The organism is Bradyrhizobium sp. HKCCYLRH1030 (assembly GCF_051168395.1).
Lineage (GTDB): Bacteria > Pseudomonadota > Alphaproteobacteria > Rhizobiales > Xanthobacteraceae > Bradyrhizobium.
Genome location: NZ_JBNPUY010000001.1, coordinates 664,818 through 683,461, shown reverse-complemented (window position 1 = coordinate 683,461; position 18,644 = coordinate 664,818). Strand labels below are relative to the sequence as shown.

Below are 18,644 nucleotides of genomic sequence, written 5' to 3'. Positions count from 1 at the left end.
CGCCCCACAGCGCCGCTCGTTATACTATGGCCCTGCCGATGAGTTGCAATGGCCGGGCGGCCGGGGCATGCAATTGCAATCAGAAAGCGTGGTTCGTCAGAGGTGACCATGACCGCGACAGGCTCTCTCGAATTTCCCGACGTTTCCACCGGTTTTCCTCGTCCGATCAGACGGTTCAGGGAGAGTCTGGATGCGCAGCGCAAGACCCGGATCGTGGCGCTTGGCTCATCTTCCACCGCCGGCACCAACGGAATTGTCGCTTTTCCGGCCCGGATCGAGCAGTCGCTGCGCAAGACCAATTTCGGCTGCCTGATCGACGTCCTCAATCGGGGTGTGGGCGGACAGGAATCCCCGGAGGAGCTCTCGCGTTTCGAATGCGACGTGATTGCGGAGCAGCCCTCGCTCGTCATCTGGCAGGTCGGCACCAACGCCGCCTACAGGCCCGAGGTCTACAGTCCCGATGACGTCGAGGCGGCGCTGCGCGTCGGCCTTCGATGGCTGGCGGGGCTGGCCATCGATGCCATCGTGATGGACCTGCAATATACGGCTGCCATCGTGACGGTGCCCAGCAGGCTGGCGCGTGCCGAGGACATTCAGCGGCGCATCGAGAAGGTCACGTCTGCGGCCGACGTCAATGTCTTCAGGCGCTGGAATCTGATGAAGAGCTGGCATGAGGCCGGCCAGATTCCGTTGTCGGCGCTCGACGACGGGCACGGCGACCGCTTGCATGTGAGCGAAGCCGCCACTGCGAAGATCAGCGACGTTTTGGCCAGCGCCATCATGGCGGCACCGGTCGCGCTGGCCTGATCGATAAAATTAGCCGGACTTTCGTAAGTGGATTGCCAGCGCGGCTCGCTAGCCTGTCTCTATGCCGCTTGAGGGGCGTTGGAGCTTTGACATGATGAGACATCTGCCGGACCATGGTTTGCCGCTGGTGCAACTGAAGGAGCAGCGGCGGGATCTGGTGGTCGCCTTGCAGAACCGTGCAGGTCCGGTGACCGGCTGGGAATTGATGCAGATCGCGGCGGTTCAACAGGCGATTTCCGCATTCGAGGAGGTGATTGCCGATCTCGACGCGATGGAAGCCGCCGAGACAGCCGATATCGAAGCGGCCTGATCGCTCAAGCGTATTCGGGCCGCCCAGGCTCACAGCGTGAGATAGCGCTCCTGTATCGTCTTCCGTGCCGCGCCGTCGATGCCGAGACCGTCGCGCAGGTAGGTGTCGACGTCGCCGAAATCATCACGCATGGCGTCGAACGCAGCTGCCAGGAACGAGGCCTGGACTGTCCCGATCGTCTGGACGACATCAGCGGGAAGATCCGGGTGAGCTGCAGTCTCGCGACGATAGAGCTGGTTCGTGAGCAGGTAATCTTCCAAGATGGCGTCATCCGGAACCTCGAGCGCGTGCAAGACCAGCGCGCAGGCCACACCGGTGCGATCCTTGCCGGCCGTGCAATGGATCACCAACGGGGCGTCCTCATTGAGAACATGCTGGAATAGCGCGCGGAAGCGCGGCGTGTAGCTGCGGACGTAGTTGCGGTAGGACTCGCGCATCAGCTCCAAGGCATGGTCGGTTGTGAGCTGTCCTCGTGTCGCCAGAGCCCGCAGCGCCGGCACCACGCTCGGCTCGATCGGCACGGAATGCACGGTGATCTCGGCGATGGTGCAGAGACCGGCAGCGCGCTCGTTGCGACCGCGGAAATCGAACGCCGTCCGAACGCCAAGCTCCCGCAGGACCGCGACGTCGGGCTCGGTCAGCTGTCCGAGATGGTTCGACCGAAACAGCTGCCGCCATCGCACGTGCCGGCCGTCCCTGCTGGGATATCCGCCGAGATCTCTGAAATTGCTGGCACCGTGAAGGCCGAGATGGCGGAGCGGATGGGCAGACATCAACCCATTCTAGGGGATGCGGGCTTCGATGTGAAACGCCGTTTCATCGACGCGACGCGTATGCGTAGCCTTCGACAGGATAGGGAAGACCATGAAACGGGTCACGACGGCGGCCTGTTTGACCCTGGCACGTCGAGCCCGCCGGCGGCCGTCAGCAGCGGCGAGAGACATGCAGACAGCGGCGCAAGAAAAAAGGGCCGGAACCTTGTCGGTCCGACCCTTCAGCAAAGGCGTGCTGGCGTCACGGTACAGTCTGACATCAGCGGTCCCACACCGGCTTGGCTTCCTGGATCGCCTCGTCATGATACCAGCTCGCGCTGTAGATCGTCGGCTGGATCGACGGCGCGATCGGCCGCTCAGGCGGCGATCCGGATTGGCGAGGTGCAAGACCCGCTCGCCCTCCGCGCGGAAATTGGTAGATCCTTGCGGATCCCTCGTCCACATTGGTGCCCATTCCTCATTCTCCTTCCGTCGGCCACACATCAGGTTGCGCCCGACTCGTTCCGTTGTGGTTACCAGCGTCGATATCAGTGCTGCCCGGAGGGAATGCAACATGATCAAAACGAAATCACATGTTGCGCGTTTTGCAGGCATTTCTGCATGTGCTCCCCCAGCAGCAATGTTCATCTGACCAACACTTGGGCTGGACCAAAGGTTGCGGACAGAGCTCCAACTCTTTTCGAAAATGTCCCGTAACTGCTGACGGCTTGTTCGGCCTCTCTTGCGCGTCGCCGCAAATGCCAAGGAATCAAGCGGGTTTTCGACAAGCTCTCCGCTCCGCCATGCGCTCCGTGCAATCCCGGTCGCGCTGCTTTGCCGCACCCCTGACGTGCAAAACCGGCCGGCAGCTCGGCCCCGATCGGTCTTCGTCCATGCGACGGGACGTCGCGGGACTTGGCACATTCCATGCTTAAGAGTGCGCTGGCCGATCGTGGCCGGGTAAGCGGGGAGCCTTCGATTGCTGGGCTCCCACCTTTCGATAAGACAGAGAGGCTCAATGACGAAATACAAGCTCGAGTACATCTGGCTCGACGGCTACAAGCCGGTGCCGAATTTGCGCGGCAAGACACAGATCAAGGAATTTTCCTCTTTTCCGACCCTGGAACAGCTGCCTCTTTGGGGCTTCGACGGCTCGTCGACGATGCAGGCCGAAGGCCATAGCTCCGACTGCGTGTTGAAGCCGGTCGCCGTGTATCCCGACGCCGCCCGCACCAACGGTGTGCTGGTGATGTGCGAAGTGATGATGCCGGACGGCAAGACCCCGCATCCGTCGAACGCCCGCGCCACCATCCTGGACGATCCAGACGCGTGGTTCGGCTTCGAGCAGGAGTACTTCTTCTACAAGGACGGCCGTCCGCTCGGCTTCCCGGAATACGGCTATCCGGCGCCGCAGGGCCCGTACTACACGGGCGTCGGCTTCAAGAACGTCGGCGACGTCGCCCGCAAGATCGTCGAAGAGCATCTCGACCTCTGCCTCGCGGCCGGCATCAACCACGAAGGCATCAACGCCGAGGTGGCGAAGGGCCAGTGGGAATTCCAGGTGTTCGGCAAGGGCTCGCGCACGGCTGCTGACCAGATGTGGATGGCCCGCTACCTGATGCTGCGCCTGACCGAAAAGTATGGCATCGACATCGAGTTCCACTGCAAGCCGCTCGGCGACACCGACTGGAACGGCTCGGGCATGCACTGCAACTTCTCGACCAAGTACATGCGCGAAGTCGGCGGCAAGGAGTATTTCGAGAAGCTGATGGACGCCTTCAAGGAAGCTCGCGCCGACCACATCGCCGTGTATGGTCCGGACAACCACATGCGCCTGACCGGCAAGCACGAGACCGCTTCGATCGACACCTTCAGCTGGGGTGTGGCCGACCGTGGCGCCTCGATCCGGGTGCCGCATTCCTTCGTGAACAATGCCTACAAGGGCTATCTGGAGGACCGCCGTCCGAACTCCCAGGGCGACCCCTACCAGATCGCGTCTCAGGTCCTGAAGACGATCGCGATGGTTCCGACCGGCGCGAAAGCCGCAGCCTAAGACGCCGACCACAATACCCCGGGGCCGGGGGCTGATATGATGATCCGCCGGAGCAGCCGCTTCGGCGGATCATTCGTTTGGCGGGCTCGAACGATCGGAGGCGGCCATGGCCTTGATCAATCGCAAGTCCGGTTTCGATCGCAGCGGTATGTCTTTCCGTAGCGGTTTGTTTGGAAGCGGGGCATGGAATGAGCTATCGCAAGTGGGTTTCAGGCGTTCTGATCGCCTGTTCGGCCATCTCCCTGGCTGCAGGGCAGTCGCAGTCCAGTGCAGAACAATATCTGCCGCGGCTCGGCGACATCATGAATCTGATTCAGGTCAGACACGCGAAGCTCTGGTTCGCGGGACAGTCCAAGAATTGGGATCTCGCGTCCTATGAGCTCGCCCAGTTGAGGCAGAGCCTGACTGACGCCGCGGTCTTCTATTCGGGCCTGCCGGTGAACAATGTCACCACGCTCGGCCAGCCGATCCAGTCGATCTCGGACGCCATCGCCGCCAAGGATGGCAAGCGTTTCGCTTCCGCCGTGACCGAGCTGACGTCGGGATGCAACGCCTGCCACGCGACCATGGATCGGGGCTACGTCGCGATCCGCATCCCGACCGACAAACCGTTCGGCAACCAGGATTTTCGGCCTCCAGGCCGCTGACCGGCGCGGGGCGGACGGTGCGGGGAGGGCGCCCAAATTGCGCCTTCCACCGGCGCCGCGCATCGACTAAGAGCGGCGGCAACCTGTCCACCGCCTGAGCCCTCATGATCCGCCTCGATAACGTCAGCAAGCAAGTCGGCCACCAGATTCTCTTCATCGAAGCCTCCGCCGCGCTCCAGCGCGGCGAAAAGATCGGCTTGGTCGGCCCCAACGGGGCCGGCAAGACGACGCTGTTCCGGATGATCTCAGGCCGCGAGCAGCCCGACGAGGGGCAGGTCTCGATCGATCGCGGCGTCTCGATCGGTTATTTCAACCAGGATGTCGGTGAGATGTCCGGCCGCAGCGCGGTGGCGGAGGTGATGGACGGCGCCGGGCCGGTGTCGTCGGTCGCCGCCGAGCTCAAGGAGCTCGAGGCCGCCATGGCCGATCCGGACCGCGCCGACGAGATGGACGACATCATCGCGCGCTATGGCGAGGTGCTGGCGCGGTTCGAGGAGCTCGACGGCTACGCGCTCGACAGCCGCGCCCGCGAGGCGCTGGCCGGCCTCGGCTTCTCCGAGGAGATGATGGACAAGGACGTCGGCCTGCTGTCCGGCGGCTGGAAGATGCGCGTCGCGCTGGCGCGCATCCTCCTGATGCGTCCCGACGTGATGCTGCTCGACGAGCCGTCCAACCATCTCGATCTCGAGAGCCTGATCTGGCTGGAGCATTTCCTCAAGGGCTATGAGGGCGCGCTGCTGATGACCTCGCACGACCGCGAATTCATCAACCGCATCATCAACAAGGTGATCGAGATCGACGCCGGCCAGCTCACGACCTATTCCGGCGACTACGATTTCTATGAGCAGCAGCGGGCGTTGAACGAGAAGCAGCAGCAGGCGCAATATGAGCGCCAGCAGGCGATGCTCGCCAAGGAGATCAAGTTCATCGAGCGTTTCAAGGCGCGGGCCTCGCACGCGGCGCAGGTGCAGAGCCGGGTCAAGAAGCTCGACAAGATCGAGCGGGTCGAGCCGCCGAAGCGGCGCCAGACCGTGGCGTTCGACTTTCTGCCCGCGCCGCGCTCGGGCGAGGATGTGGTAGCGCTGAAGAGCGTGTCCAAGAGCTACGGCAGCCGCCGCATCTACGACGGGCTGGACTTCATGATCCGGCGCCGCGAGCGCTGGTGCGTGATGGGCGTCAATGGCGCTGGCAAGTCGACCCTGTTGAAGCTCGTCGCCGGTAGCGCGGAGCCCGATGACGGTTCGGTGACGATCGGCGGCAGCGTCAAGATGGGCTACTTCGCGCAGCATGCGATGGACCTGCTGGACGGCGACGAGACCGTGTTCGAGTCGCTCGAGCATTCGTTCCCGCAAGCCGGTCAAGGCTCGTTGCGGGCACTGGCGGGCTGCTTCGGCTTCTCCGGCGACGACGTCGAGAAAAGATGCCGGGTGCTGTCGGGGGGCGAGAAGGCGCGGCTCGTGATGGCCAAGATGCTCTACGATCCGCCGAACTTCCTGGTGCTGGACGAGCCGACCAACCATCTGGACATGGCGACCAAGGAGATGCTGATCGCGGCCCTGTCGAACTTCGAGGGCACCATGCTGTTCGTCTCGCACGATCGTCATTTCCTCGCCGCGCTCTCCAACCGCGTGCTCGAGCTGACCCCTGACGGTCTCCATCAGTATGGCGGCGGCTATACCGAGTATGTCGCCCGCAGCGGCCACGAAGCGCCAGGCCTGCGCAGCTGACGACGCGGCCATACTCGTCGTTCGTGCTCTGCTTGCGCTTTGTTCGCATCATCCCCGGCTAGCTCATCTGGACGTGGGTGAAGACGAACAGGAACAGCGCGCCGATCGCGATCAGGAAGATGCCGGCCCAGAGCGGCGCCGCGACGCCGCTCTTGTTTGTGGGATCGAGCACGGCCGTCTCGGGTTGTAGCGGATCGTAGTAGACGGTGACGTCGGTGTTGACCGGGTATTTGGCGGCGACGGCTTCAGCGCTCGACCTGTCGGAATGCAGCGCGGTCCAGCCCCAATTCCAATGCGTGCTGTGGAAAGAGCGACCATCCACCGTGTAGCTGTATTCGATCGTGACCCGGAAGCGCTCCTCTTCCGTTTCTCGTCCGCGATCGTCCTCACGTCGTGTGATCTCCATCGTCACGCCGGAGCGCGTGATGCGTCCCGGCGCAGTCGGCCAGGAGCGGCTCGCCAGGCGCTCCTGCCGCAGCTTCCAGTAGGAGGCGAGTGCGACGGCTCCGAAGCCGAACAGGGCGAACGGCATCAGGAAGGCGAACAGCGGCACGCCAGCCTCGGTCGTGAGCACCTTGCCGGCGAGCGAATGCGCCACCAAAACGGCGGTCACGGCCGACAGCACGACGAACAGCGCCACAAGCGCCGCCGTCCCGCTGGCATTGGTAGGCTCGAGCACCGATTGCGAGGGGCGTTTCGGATCGTAAAAAACGCGGACCTTCGCGCCTTGCGGATATTTGCCGGTGAGCTCGTCGGCTTGCAGGCGCGTGACGCGGCTCGGGCTGCCGAAACGGATGCGGCGACCTTCGTAGCTCTTGCCCGACACCTCGTAGCGGTAGCGGATGTCAGGCTTGGCATCGGTGTCATCTGCCGACCGATGCGTCGTCGCGACAGACACCGCCGAGGCCACGATCTCCCCCTCGACGACCGGCCAGGCGCGGCCGCCGCTGGTCTTCTTGCGCTGAAGCCAGAGTCCGTAGCCGGAATTGAGGGCGAGAAAGCCGAAGATGCCGGCGGCGACACGGGTCCAGAGCAGGGCGGATGCGGTGAGCATGTTGATCTCGCATGGGCCCGCCAGGGCGGGCGACATGCAGTGGTGTCCTGCGGGTTCCCCTCGGTTCAACAGTGTGCCGGTCCTCCTCAGCTCTCCACCATCTCGCCCATCGAGTTCTTCGACGGTCCGCAGGGCCCGCTGAGCGATTACGCCCACGTTGAAGCCAATCCGGCCTACGCCCTGCATGCGGGCATCCGAACGTGATCGGGCAGAAAGTCCGCGAGATGGTGCCGGCCGAGGGCTGGGTCGAGCGCTATGGCGGCGTGCTGCGCCCTGCTGACCAAGCCGTTCGACATCGAGGCGCTCGCCGCCCGCGTCGTCGCTTGCCGATACGCTTCGCACTGATGGAGCCCGCCGGCATGGCCTTGCCCCGCCAAGCATCATGGCGGGGCGCCAGTGTCGTCAGCCGCCAGCGCGTCAGCCGCCGGCCTCGCACTTCTTCATGAAGCTGGTCTTGGCCGCGCCGGCGAGCTTCTTGCCGTCGGAGCCGACCGCCTTGGTTTCGCAGGTCTCGGCCATGCACTTCTTCATGAACGAGGTCTTGGCGGCGCCGGCGAGCGCCTTGCCGTCCTTGCCCACGGCCTTGGTCTCACAGGTGTCTTGGGCGAAGGCAGATCCGGCGGCGAAGGTCGCGAGCGCGGCAATCAGGAAAAACTTCTTCATGAGTGTGTCTCCTTGGGACAAACAACGCGGCGGATGGGACCCGCAAATCTTGGCGCGATCAAGTTTCCTGTTCGGGCTCGGCACCCGAAATCCGGCCGCGGGGCAGAGTTGGTTCATTACCGTGTCAGCCCTATGAGGCCGAGATGCGCATCTGCGGTAACCGTGTGCTCATGCGGTGCTGTGCTGCAGAAACGCGAGCGTCGCCGGGTCGCGCGCACCGTCGCAATAGCGATCGAGCGCCTGCGCGAAGATCCCGTTCGGGCTGATCGAATCGAACAGCGTCATGCAGGAGCGGAATTTGGCATCGTCCGGAACACCCAGAATGTCGCGCAGCGACTTGCCCTGCACCGCGAGCACCAGTCGGGTGCATTCGACGAGTCGCGGGCCGAGCAGGGGATGCGCCAGATAGGCCTCGGCCTCGGCGCGGGAGCGGATCGCGTAGCGCTGCGCCATGGCGGACCTGCCGAGCCCCTCGACCTGGGGAAAGATGAACCACATCCAGTGGCTTTGCTTGGCACCGGCCGCAAGTTCGGCGGTCACGCGCGAATAAATCGAATCCTGTGCGTCGGCAAATCGGCCGAGATCATCCCATTCGGCGTTCATACATTCCTCCAACCGGCTGATTCATCGATATAATCGGCTTTCTGGGACGGTCGCGGCGCAGCCCGTGCGAGGCTTGGGCGTCGGTTCACGCCGGATCACTCCGGACTGGCGTTTGTCTAGATTATGCCGCACTCTTGCCATCCTATGTCATGACGGGTCGAATCGTACCCCTTGGGGTCGGTCACCTTTCCCGGGTGGTCCGAAAAGGGGGGTATATCGGGGACGTGATGGCTTCCAGTGAAGCAAGCGTAGACGTTCTGTTGTCGCAAGGCCGCTTCGGGCGCTCCGAAGCGATCGCACTCGTGCTTGCAGCACTTGCGGTCGCAGCGGGCGCGGCCGCATGGGTCGGAGCCAACAGCGATGAGACGTCGCTTGCGAGCGCGGCGATTCCGGCCGCCGCCGCGCCGTCCATGACCTTCGAAACACGTTTCGCGCCGGCCTCCGCCTCGGCCACGGCCTATTCGGAAAAAGACGCGGTTCGCGCGCTCGACCGTTTCGCCCTTCGCGGCGCGATCGACCGCCAATTGCTCGATGCCCGGGCCGCGCTGGTGAAGGGCATGGAAGCGCGTGATCCGGGCGCTCGCGACCCCAGCAACAGCGATTGGCGGCCGATGTTGACGGAGGGCAATACCGTCACGATGCCTGCACCGGGCGTGCCGCTGCCGCGCCCGCGCCCGTCCGTCGCCAACCTGCCGACCAGCCTGGTTTCGGCCAGTGCGCCTGAAGCGGTCGGACGCGTCGACGATCGCTCCATCCTGCAGAAGCTGTCCGACCTGTTGCCGAGCCCGACCAAGTTCGCCTCGCTCGGTCCGGATAGCGGCATCGTCCGATCCGGAATCGATCTCGGTGCGCTCGGCTATGACAAGACCGCCGTGTACGACATCAAGGCCAAGATGGTGTATCTGCCGTCCGGCATCGGGCTCGAGGCCCATTCCGGCATGGGCAGCCTGCGCGACGACCCCGAGCACGTCAATCAGCGCATGGTTGGCGCGACCCCGCCCGCCACCTATGACCTGAAGCCGCGCGAAAAACCGTTTCACGGCGTTCGCGCCCTGCGCATGAACGTGGTGGAAGGATCGACGCTCGGCCGGAGCGGATTGCTGACCCACCCCTATATGCTGGGTCCGGAGGGTGATTCGAACGGCTGCGTCTCGATCAAGAATTACGATCGCTTCCTGAAGGCGTATGATGACGGCGAGTTCAACCGACTCGTTGTCGTCGTCGGGCTCGAGGCTGGCACCCCGACGCGGACCGCGCAAAAGACCGAGTGACGTTTTGTTGCTGGGCCTCGGCGCGACCTCGGCGGTGACGCCCGTCGCATCTTCCGGAAGGTCCCCATGATTGATCCCGCAAACTCGGAAACGCGTCTGCGTACTACCTTCAACATCAAGGTGAACGGCAAGCCGGTCGTGATTTCGACGGTCGGGCAGGCCCATCAGTTCCTCACCAGCCTCAACGCCGTCGAGTGGATGGAGTTCAAGTCGCTGCACGACCAGGCCATGGCCGCCCTGCAGGCCGCGGCCGACAACGCCATCATGACAGTGCAGGCCACCAACGCCGTGCGAACGCTGTTCGTGAGCGCGAAGCTGTTGTGAGACTGGATCATCCCCCAGGGCACCCGCGGCCTCTGGCTCGTGTTGATGCCTGCTTTACATTCGGTGTCATCGCCCGGCTTGCCGCCTCCGCTAAAGCTGCGGCGCGCCCTGGCGCTCGTTGCCGCGTCGAAGCCCATCGGGCGAAGACGGGACCGGGCGACCCAGTACGCCGCCGCAGTCGTGATTGATCGAGAGGCCGCGGCGTAGTGGATGTCCCGCCGGAGCCTGTCCTCGGGCTCGCCGAAGGCGAGACCCGGGGGCGGGGCATGACGGCGGTGGGTGGCGCCACGGTCTCTCAACATCGTCATGCCGGGGCGCGCGCATGCGCGAGCCCGGCATCCATAACCACGAGCGGGCGTGTCGGCCAGGTGTGTCGCTCCAGCGTGCTCCATCAGTTCTGCTGCGGCGTATGGATTCCAGGCTCGCGCTCCGCGCGCCCCGGAATGACACCGAGCGATTTGAAGCACCGTCCTGCGAAGTCTCATTCACGCACGCCCTCGCGTTCTCGCCGCGCTGATGCGCCCGAGTGATCCATCCGTCTTGCCCTCCGCACAGCAGAGGGCGCGGGGAATGCCGGGATGCTGGCCGCAACCCATGGCCCGCCTGCAGAAAAAAAGCAGGCGGCAGTCACCACAGGTTCAGCCGGGCAACCGGCATTCCCCGCGCGATGATCTTAACGGCTGCTTCGCGCGCTCCCCGGTGCGCCGGGCGTTCTGGTCACCGTGCACGACAACGCGCTTTGGGCGCGCCACCGTGGGGGCATCAGCGTCGGGATGCCAGGACCACGCGACTTGACCGTACGCGACGTCAGCGTTCGTCGGCGCAAAGATGCGCTGCGCTGCCATCGCGTCCACCGCTCCTCCCGCTCCACGTCCGTGACGACCGCGAACCGCCCCTCCTGCGAGCGGGAGATGGCGCGACAAAAGCACTGAATTAGATTTAGGAAAAGCAGAATATTTTTGGCGGCGGGACTGGACAGGCCAAATCAGCTTGATGGGCCTGCGGAAAATCGTTTCCGCGCGCACCGCCGTTGCTGCCGATTCAGGCCCTGGAGGTGACGCCGCGAGATGGAAATGCGCCTTGATTTGCCCGACGGGCAGATGGTCGCTTCGTTCCGATGATCGTTGTTCGACCGAGAGCCGCGGGGCTAACATGTTTGTTAGTCGCCCGGCGCACGCTGATCGCGCGAGGAAGCGACGACAGGCCGAAGCACGCTCGATCCGCGCCACGCGAAACGACCGGGGATGGTCTTCGCCTGCATGCCGCGATGCACGCGCTGGGCCGTCCAACATCATTGCACGGGAATGGATCGGCGAGGCCCAGGCCGGGCTGCCGCTGGAGCTGTTCTACGAAGGCGGCGAGTGACTCTCGCTGATGCTGCGGCGCGGCCGCAGCGTCAGTCGGCCATCTCGGCGGCGTCGAGCGCGATCTCCTCGCGCTCGGCCTTCTCGGCCGTCGGAGCGTTGGCGGTCTCGGCCGTTTCGAAATCGTCCTCGGCGATCTCCTGGACAGGAGCCTCCTGGACCTCGGCCGTCTCGACCTGCTCGGCGGCGAGTTCGGCGGCCACGACGGCCTCCGGCCCGGCGTCGTCATTGGCCGGCGTCGAGAACAGGTTGGGGGCGGGAATGGTGGTGGGCACCACCGGCCGCTGCTTGGCCTTGTACCAGGACGAAAATTTCTGCGAGATGCCAGCTTCGAACTCGGCGAGCGGCATGCTGTTGCCGTCCTCGTCGGTGATGACGACCTGCCAGCCTTCCGCCTCCATCACCTGTGCGTTGGCGAGAACGATGAGGGCGCTTTCGCGCTGCTTGCGGATTGTCTGCTGCTCCCGCTCAGCCACCATCGTGTACGCCATGAACCTGACTCCCACACCTGAACTCGGGACACGTGATGGTCCGAAGCACCATCAGGACGCCGCCACTACGCCGTGAGAGTGTGAGCGCGGCTGGGCCGGATTGCGTTCGCCTAATGACAATTTGGCGGCGTCTCACGGGTTCCGGCAGCGCAAAAGGAGTCGAAGATGCAACAGGCCGCAAAATTGTGGTGCAGGAACGAGAGCGCTTGTTGAAGGCGCGCCGCGACGTGTCATCATTTGATTCTGCGGCGGCAACTGCTTCGCGACATCAGCGAAAGCAGCGGGTGAACCGGACAAACAGCGGGCGAATTGGGGACGGCGATGCGAACTCATCTGTTCAGGATGCGGAATTGGAATGTGGCGATGGCAGGGCTTGCGCTGGCGATGGTCGCCAGCCCGCGCGCGGGCCATGCCTTCACGGAGGACGACCAGCGGCGGCTGTGCACGGGCGACGTGTTCCGGCTGTGCTCGTCGGAGATTCCCGATCGCGACCGCATCATTGCCTGCATGATGAAGCAGCGCGCCAGCCTCAGCGACGGCTGCCGCAGCGTGTTCGGCCGGCCATCCGAGCGCTCCGCTTCGGCCACGGTGACGCGCTGAGCCTGCCTCGTCTCGTTTCTGCAACCACGCGCCGCCGGTCCATCGATCTGCGGCGTGACCATAATGACCTCCATGACATGACGGCGTGGTAGTCTGGCGCGGATCGTCCGGCCAGGAGTTGACCCGCCATGAGCTTCCGCATCCTCGTCCTCTACGGCTCCTATCGCTCCGACCGGATGGGCATCCGGCTCGCGCAATTCGTCGTGGACGGGTTGCGCGCCAAGGACCAGGACGTCGAGCTGATCGACGCCAAGGCGGTCGGCCTGCCGATGCTCGACCGCATGTACAAGGAATATCCGCCCGGCCAGGCGCCAGCGGCCATGGCCAAGCTTGCGGCCAAGATCCGTGCCGCCGACGGCTTCGTGTTCGTCACCGGCGAATATAACTGGGGCATGCAGCCGGGACTGAAGAACCTCACCGACCACTTTCTCGAGGAATGGTTCTGGCGTCCGGCGGCGATCGCGAGCTATTCCGCCGGCCGGCTCTCCGGGGCCCGGGCCGCCACTGCGTGGCACGGCACGTTGTCGGAGATGGGCATGGTGGTGGTGTCGAGCACGCTTGCCGTCGGCCCGATCGGTCAGGCGCTGTCCGCCGACGGCAGGCCGACCGGCGATTCCGGCCAGTCGCTGGAACGCGCGTTTCCGCGTTTTGCCGACGATCTCTTGTGGTGGGTCGAGGCGGGCAGGGAGCAGCGGGCGCGCCGGGCGCCACCTTACTGAGCGCGGGCATCAGTGCGGGCCGGAGCGCAAGCGCTCCGGCTCTTGCGCCACGTCCGCGAACCAGATCCGCTAACGTTGTTCGGCGCTGCCGGTCCCGTTGGTGACCGCGCGCTGACGCGCCGGGGCGCTTGCGCCCTGGCCCTGACATGGCCGCTCCATCCAGGTTCCGTCGGGGGCCTGCTGGTAGGCGCGGCACGGCAGGGACGACGTGGTCTGATCATCCGGCTTGGGCGTCTGGGAGCTTTTCGCCAGTGCGGGGGCGGCCGTCGCGACGAGGGCTGCCAGCGAACCGACGTAGATCATTTGGCTGATCCGCATCTTGGGGGTTCTCCTGCTCGAAGCACTCTCGATTCAAAGTCGAATTGTGGAAACTTTTAGGCAAATGGCGCCTGCCATGGCGGGAGGCTTAAGGATCGTTTGCGACGTGGCCTGCCTCGTGAAGACGTCCGCGGAGGTCCCGGCCGCGCGCGTGGCTTTCTCTGGGCTGGCGTTGCGCCAATGCTGACGCTAAGAGCGGCGTGACGCGCGCAAGCGCCCTCGTGACCGCGATGCGGCGCTCCGCCCGGAACGCCTTGTGCGGACAACGGACGCCGCCATGGCAGCCGGCGCTCCGACATCAGCCGCGCGATCACGGATCGCGGCGGTTCCGCTTCAGGGCGGGAGGGAGATCGCGCAGGCTGAGAACTGTGCGAGCATGACGAGACCCCGATTGCCCTCCCTGATCGCGCTGCGTGCCTTCGAGGCCGTCGGCCGCAAGGGCAGCGTGCGCGCCGCCGGCGACGAGCTCGCGGTCAGCCACACCGTGGTCTCGCGCCATCTGCAAAATCTGCAGCGCAGTCTGGGCGTGGCGCTGGTGCGGGCGGAGGGGCGGGGCCTCGCGCTGACCGAGGCCGGACGTCAGTTTCATGCCGAGGTCAGCCAGGCCTTCGACATCATCGCCCGCGCGACAATCTCGGTGCGGCCCGTGGCGCGTCCGACCCTGAACATCTGGTGCATTCCGGGCCTCGCCAATCGCCGCCTGCTGGCGCGGCTGCCCGAGCTGAGCGGCCCGCCGCGCAACTGGGACATCAATCTGCAGCCGACGCTGGCGCACCCCGATTTGCAGCGCGGCGAAGCGGATGCGGAGATCGTCTATGCCGAAGCGGTCGACCGGAGCGGCGGCCTGGTCGCTGAGGAGCTGGTGCGCCCACGCGTATTCCCGGTCGCAAGCCCGGCCTATCTGGCAAGGTTTCCGGCGATCGCGACACTCCCGGGCCTCGCCAGGGCCTCGCTGATCCACGAGGAATCCACCGCGCAATGGGAGCAATGGTTCGAGCTGGCGGGGTATCGGGAGCCGGTCACGTTGCGCGGTCAGCGGCTGTGGCACGCGCATCTCGCCATCGAAGCCGCCCGCTTCGGCCAGGGCGTCGCGCTCGCCAACGAGGTGTTGGTCGCCGATGATCTGCGCAGCGGTGCGCTGGTCGAGGTGATCCCCTCGGCACTCCACATGGGAGCCTATCAGCTCGTCGCGCTGCGGGAGCGCTGGGACGAGCCCGCGATCGTCGCGCTGCGGGCTTGGCTGAAGAATGTGCTCGCCGCGTAGCTGCGCGCTCGTCCCGCTGGGTCCGGTGCATTGCAGGCACCTGTCGTCGGGAACAAGCTGATTGATCGCGACGGCTCTCGGCGTAGCCTGCGGCTCGATTTTCCCACGAGGAGTTGAGCCATGGTTGCGAATTCGGCTGCGAACGAAGACCTGCTGGCGCGACGACACGAGGCCGTCGTCCGGGGCGTGAGCTATGCGACGCCGTTGTTTGCTGACCGCGCCCTCAACAGCGAGGTGTGGGACGTCGAGGGCAAGCGCTATGTCGACTTTGCCGGCGGCATCGCGGTGCTCAACACCGGCCACTGCCATCCGCATGTCGTTGCCGCGATCCGGGCGCAGCTCGACCGCTTCACCCACACCTGCTTCCAGGTGCTGCAATACGAGCCGTATGTGCGGCTGAGCGAGCGGCTCAACGCGCTGGCGCCGATTTCGGGGCCGGCCAAGTCGATCCTGCTGACGACCGGCGCGGAGGCGACCGAGAACGCCATCAAGATCGCGCGCGCGGCCACGGGGCGCAGCGGCATCATCGCCTTCACCGGCGCGTTCCACGGCCGCACCGCGCTCGCCAATGCGATGACCGGCAAGGTGATGCCGTACAAGAAGCATTTCGGGCCGCCGCTGCCAGGCGTCTGGCACGCGCCGTTCCCGATCTCCGGCAGCAACGTGACGGTCGAGGATACGCTGTCCTACATCAACTTCATCTTCAAGGCCGACATCGACGCCTCGCAGGTCGCGGCCATCATCATCGAGCCGGTGCAGGGCGAGGGCGGCTTCCACCAGGCGCCGCCGGACCTGATGCGCGGCCTGCGCCGCATCTGCGACAGCAATGGCATCGTGCTGATCGCCGACGAGGTGCAGACCGGCTTCGGCCGAACCGGCAAGATGTTCGCGATGGAGCACTACGACGTGCAGCCGGACCTGATCTGCGTCGCCAAGAGTCTCGCCGGCGGCATGCCGCTGTCCGGCGTGATCGGACGTGCCGCAATCATGGACGCCGCGGAGCCGGGCGGCCTCGGCGGCACCTATGGCGGCAATCCGCTGGCCTGCGCGGCGGCGCTCGCCGTGCTCGACGTGTTCGAGCAGGAGAAGCTGCTCGACCGCGCCAATGCGATCGGCGAGCGGCTGCGCGCGGCGATCGAGCGCTTCTCGCGCGCCAACAACCTGGTTCCGGTTTCCGGGCCGCGCGGTCCTGGCGCGATGGTTGCATTCGATATCCTGAAGCAGCGCGGCAGCGACGAGCCGGATTCCGAAATGACCAAGCGCGTGACCCGCGTGGCGCACGAGAACGGACTGATCCTGTTGTCCTGCGGCGTCACCGCGAGCACCATCCGCATCCTGGTGCCGCTGACCGCGTCCGACGAGATCGTGGACGAAGGGCTCGCGATCCTGGAGAAGTGCCTGGCCGCCTGACGCGTGGCCGAGGTGAACTGGAAGGCTGGAGGTTTGAGACGTGACCGACGCTGCGGCGGCTGTGCCGAATGACGTGATGGAGCGGCTCGCCGCCGCTGTCGATGCCAACTTCGCCAAGCAGGTCGCCTTCCTGCAGCAACTCGTCCAGTTCCGCAGCCTGCGTGGCGAGGAGGCGCCGGCGCAGGACTGGCTGGCTCGCGAGTTCGCGACCCGCGGCTATCAGGTCGACCGCTTCAGCCTCGAGGATGTCGACCTGATGCGCCATCCCAAGGCGGCGCCGATGGACAGCATCGCGCTCGACGGCTCGCAGCAGGTGGTGGCGACGCTCGACGGCGCGGGCAAGGGCCGCAGCCTGATCCTGCAGGGCCACATCGACGTCGTGCCGGAAGGGCCGACCGATCTCTGGGACGATCCACCCTATGAGGGGATCGTGCGCGACGGCTGGATGATCGGCCGCGGCGCGCAGGACATGAAGGCCGGCGTCTCCGCGATGATCTTCGCGCTCGACGCGATCAAGGCCGCCGGCTTCGTGCCGGACGGACGCATTCACATGGAGACCGTGACCGAGGAGGAGAGCACCGGCAACGGCGCGCTCTCGACCTTGATGCGCGGCTACACGGCGGATGCCTGCCTGATCCCAGAGCCGACCGGCCACACGCTGACCCGCGCGCAGGTCGGCGCCATCTGGTTCCGGCTGCGCGTCCGCGGCACGCCGGTCCACGTTGCCTATGCCGAGACCGGCACCAATGCGATCCTCTCGGCGATGCATCTGATCCGCGCCTTCCAGGAGCACACGAAAGAGATCAACGCGCGTGCCAAGTCGAACGCCTGGTTCGCTGCGGTCAAGGATCCGATCAAGTTCAACGTCGGCATCATCAAGGGCGGCGACTGGGCGAGCTCGACGCCGGCCTGGTGCGACCTCGATTGCCGGCTGGGCGTGCTGCCGGGCGAGACGCCGGCGCAGGCCATGGCCGGCATCGAGCAGTGTCTCGCGAAGGCGCAGGCCGCAGACAGCTTCCTGTCGGAGAATCCGGTCGAGCTGGTGTGGAGCGGCTTCCAGGCCGATCCTGCGGTGTGCGAGCCCGGCAGCGCCGCCGAGGCGGCGCTGGCCGAGGTACATGCACGGGTATTCGAGAAGCCGCTCGACGTGCGGCTCTCTACGGCGGTCAACGACACCCGCTACTATCAGGTCGACTATGGCATCCCGGCGCTGTGCTACGGGCCCTATGGCATCGGTCCGCACGCGTTCGACGAGCGTGTCGATCTCGACAGCGTGCGCAAGACCACGCTGTCGATCGCGATGTTCGTCGCGCAATGGTGCGGACTGCGGCCGGCATGATCACGGTCGCGCTCCTCAGCCGTCCCGGACTGATGGATCCGATGCAGGCGCTGCTCGCGCGCGAGCTGCCGGGCGTGACCGTCGCGTCATGGCCGGAGTCGGCGGCACGCGACGCCGACCTTGCCGTGTGCTGGAAGCCGGAGCCCGGCGCGCTGGCGGCGATGCCGAAGCTGAAGCTGATCCATTCGATCGCAGCGGGCGTCGACAACATCCTGTCCGATCCGACCGTGCCGGACGTGCCGCTGTGCCGGATCGTCGATCCCGATATCTCCGCGGCCATGACCGAGTTCGTGCTGTGGGGGACGCTGTATTTCCACCGCGATTTCGATCGCGTCGTCAGCAATGCGCGCAACGGCGTGTGGCGGCGTTACGAGCAGCGCGCCGCGAAGGACCGCCGGGTCGGCATTCTCGGTCTCGGCGAGCTCGGCTTTGCGGCGGCGATCCGTCTCGTCGAGCTGGGGTTCGCGGTGAGCGCGTGGTCGCGCTCGCCCAAGGCGCTCGCCGGTGTGCGGACCTATGGCGGCGCCGATGCGCTCGACGCCTTCCTCGGCGAGACGGAGATCCTGATCTGCTTGCTGCCGCTGACGGCCTCGACCGCGGGCCTGCTCGATGCCGGGCGCCTGGGCCGGCTGCCCAAGGGCGCCGCGCTGATCCTGTGCAGCCGCGGCGAGCACCTGGTGACGGAGGATCTGGTCGCGCTGCTTCGCAGCGGCCATCTGCGCGGCGCGGTGCTCGATGTCTTCGCGCATGAGCCGTTGCCCGCGGACCATGCGCTGTGGCGCGAGCCGGGCGTGCTGGTGACGCCGCACATGGCGGCGATCGCCTCCTGGGAGGTGATCGCGCAGCAGGTCGCGGAGAATGCGCGGCGGTTGCTGCGCGGAGAGACGTTGCGGAACGTCGTCGATCGCGCCCGCGGCTACTGATTTAC

At 65.7% G+C, this 18,644-nt stretch carries 20 protein-coding genes; 13 read left to right on the top strand and 7 right to left on the bottom strand.

Annotation, left to right across the window (positions count from 1 at the left end):
* Positions 1-108: 108 nt before the first annotated feature.
* Together ACQR1E_RS03100 and ACQR1E_RS03095 are read left to right on the top strand one after the other, a co-directional pair.
* The gene (locus tag ACQR1E_RS03100) at positions 109-807 is read left to right on the top strand and encodes an SGNH/GDSL hydrolase family protein (RefSeq protein ID WP_316184904.1); all 699 of its coding nucleotides are present in this window, start codon (positions 109-111) and stop codon (positions 805-807) included.
* A 91-nt stretch (positions 808-898) separates the two neighbouring features.
* The gene (locus ACQR1E_RS03095; RefSeq protein WP_012044361.1) at positions 899-1,117 is read left to right on the top strand and encodes a hypothetical protein; all 219 of its coding nucleotides are present in this window, start codon (positions 899-901) and stop codon (positions 1,115-1,117) included.
* A gap of 29 nt (positions 1,118-1,146) precedes the next feature.
* Here ACQR1E_RS03095 and ACQR1E_RS03090 read toward each other — a convergent pair whose 3' ends face one another.
* Both ACQR1E_RS03090 and ACQR1E_RS03085 read right to left on the bottom strand, forming a co-directional pair.
* Positions 1,147-1,890 carry a tyrosine-protein phosphatase gene (locus tag ACQR1E_RS03090; RefSeq protein ID WP_316173788.1) on the bottom strand — a complete coding sequence of 248 codons (744 nt, stop codon included), beginning with the start codon at positions 1,888-1,890 and terminating at the stop codon, positions 1,147-1,149.
* 259 nt (positions 1,891-2,149) lie between these two features.
* Positions 2,150-2,344 carry a DUF2735 domain-containing protein gene (locus ACQR1E_RS03085; protein ID WP_316172343.1) on the bottom strand — a complete coding sequence of 65 codons (195 nt, stop codon included), beginning with the start codon at positions 2,342-2,344 and terminating at the stop codon, positions 2,150-2,152.
* A gap of 543 nt (positions 2,345-2,887) precedes the next feature.
* On the opposite strand from ACQR1E_RS03085, the gene ACQR1E_RS03080 reads away from it, so the two are divergent.
* From ACQR1E_RS03080 to ACQR1E_RS03070, 3 genes are all read left to right on the top strand, one after another.
* Entirely contained in the window at positions 2,888-3,922 is a 1,035-nt protein-coding gene (locus ACQR1E_RS03080) for a glutamine synthetase beta-grasp domain-containing protein (RefSeq protein WP_315712320.1), read from the top strand.
* Between the two features lie 188 nt (positions 3,923-4,110).
* On the top strand, positions 4,111-4,569 hold the full coding sequence (locus ACQR1E_RS03075; protein WP_315751751.1) for a hypothetical protein: 459 nt from the start codon (positions 4,111-4,113) through the stop codon (positions 4,567-4,569).
* 104 nt (positions 4,570-4,673) lie between these two features.
* A complete protein-coding gene (locus ACQR1E_RS03070; RefSeq protein ID WP_315751750.1) occupies positions 4,674-6,296 on the top strand; it encodes an ABC-F family ATP-binding cassette domain-containing protein in 1,623 nt (540 codons plus the stop codon).
* A gap of 58 nt (positions 6,297-6,354) precedes the next feature.
* Here ACQR1E_RS03070 and ACQR1E_RS03065 read toward each other — a convergent pair whose 3' ends face one another.
* From ACQR1E_RS03065 to ACQR1E_RS03055, 3 genes are all read right to left on the bottom strand, one after another.
* Positions 6,355-7,350: a DUF3592 domain-containing protein gene (locus ACQR1E_RS03065; RefSeq protein WP_315751749.1), complete on the bottom strand. Its 996-nt coding sequence runs from the start codon at positions 7,348-7,350 to the stop codon at positions 6,355-6,357.
* A 417-nt stretch (positions 7,351-7,767) separates the two neighbouring features.
* Positions 7,768-8,013, bottom strand: a complete 246-nt coding sequence (locus tag ACQR1E_RS03060; RefSeq protein WP_315751748.1) for a hypothetical protein — start codon at positions 8,011-8,013, stop codon at positions 7,768-7,770.
* 168 nt (positions 8,014-8,181) lie between these two features.
* On the bottom strand, positions 8,182-8,616 hold the full coding sequence (locus ACQR1E_RS03055; RefSeq protein WP_315751747.1) for a DUF1810 domain-containing protein: 435 nt from the start codon (positions 8,614-8,616) through the stop codon (positions 8,182-8,184).
* Positions 8,617-8,843: 227 nt separating this feature from the next.
* On the opposite strand from ACQR1E_RS03055, the gene ACQR1E_RS03050 reads away from it, so the two are divergent.
* Together ACQR1E_RS03050 and ACQR1E_RS03045 are read left to right on the top strand one after the other, a co-directional pair.
* The gene (locus ACQR1E_RS03050; protein ID WP_315712643.1) at positions 8,844-9,887 is read left to right on the top strand and encodes a DUF2778 domain-containing protein; all 1,044 of its coding nucleotides are present in this window, start codon (positions 8,844-8,846) and stop codon (positions 9,885-9,887) included.
* Between the two features lie 66 nt (positions 9,888-9,953).
* Positions 9,954-10,211, top strand: coding sequence for a hypothetical protein (locus ACQR1E_RS03045; protein ID WP_315712312.1), 258 nt, complete (start codon positions 9,954-9,956; stop codon positions 10,209-10,211).
* 1,396 nt (positions 10,212-11,607) lie between these two features.
* Here the strand turns inward: ACQR1E_RS03045 and ACQR1E_RS03040 are convergent.
* Complete coding sequence (locus ACQR1E_RS03040; protein ID WP_315751744.1) at positions 11,608-12,066, bottom strand: hypothetical protein; 459 nt, start codon at positions 12,064-12,066, stop codon at positions 11,608-11,610.
* Positions 12,067-12,429: 363 nt separating this feature from the next.
* Between ACQR1E_RS03040 and ACQR1E_RS03035 the strand changes: the two genes are divergently transcribed.
* The gene (locus ACQR1E_RS03035; protein WP_315712310.1) at positions 12,430-12,666 is read left to right on the top strand and encodes a hypothetical protein; all 237 of its coding nucleotides are present in this window, start codon (positions 12,430-12,432) and stop codon (positions 12,664-12,666) included.
* A gap of 128 nt (positions 12,667-12,794) precedes the next feature.
* Positions 12,795-13,385: an NADPH-dependent FMN reductase gene (locus ACQR1E_RS03030; RefSeq protein WP_434896646.1), complete on the top strand. Its 591-nt coding sequence runs from the start codon at positions 12,795-12,797 to the stop codon at positions 13,383-13,385.
* Between the two features lie 69 nt (positions 13,386-13,454).
* On the opposite strand, the gene ACQR1E_RS03025 is transcribed toward ACQR1E_RS03030, so the two are convergent.
* A complete protein-coding gene (locus tag ACQR1E_RS03025; protein ID WP_315712308.1) occupies positions 13,455-13,703 on the bottom strand; it encodes a hypothetical protein in 249 nt (82 codons plus the stop codon).
* 376 nt (positions 13,704-14,079) lie between these two features.
* Between ACQR1E_RS03025 and ACQR1E_RS03020 the strand changes: the two genes are divergently transcribed.
* The 4 genes from ACQR1E_RS03020 (at position 14,080) to ACQR1E_RS03005 (ending at position 18,639) form a co-directional block, all read left to right on the top strand.
* Complete coding sequence (locus ACQR1E_RS03020; protein ID WP_315712307.1) at positions 14,080-14,967, top strand: LysR substrate-binding domain-containing protein; 888 nt, start codon at positions 14,080-14,082, stop codon at positions 14,965-14,967.
* A gap of 120 nt (positions 14,968-15,087) precedes the next feature.
* Positions 15,088-16,377, top strand: coding sequence for a 4-aminobutyrate--2-oxoglutarate transaminase (gabT, locus tag ACQR1E_RS03015; protein ID WP_316192638.1), 1,290 nt, complete (start codon positions 15,088-15,090; stop codon positions 16,375-16,377).
* Positions 16,378-16,417: 40 nt separating this feature from the next.
* Positions 16,418-17,716 carry an ArgE/DapE family deacylase gene (locus ACQR1E_RS03010; RefSeq protein ID WP_434896645.1) on the top strand — a complete coding sequence of 433 codons (1,299 nt, stop codon included), beginning with the start codon at positions 16,418-16,420 and terminating at the stop codon, positions 17,714-17,716.
* Positions 17,713-18,639, top strand: coding sequence for a 2-hydroxyacid dehydrogenase (locus ACQR1E_RS03005; protein WP_316164846.1), 927 nt, complete (start codon positions 17,713-17,715; stop codon positions 18,637-18,639). Before ACQR1E_RS03010 ends, ACQR1E_RS03005 begins: the two co-directional genes overlap by 4 nt.
* Positions 18,640-18,644: the final 5 nt, after the last annotated feature.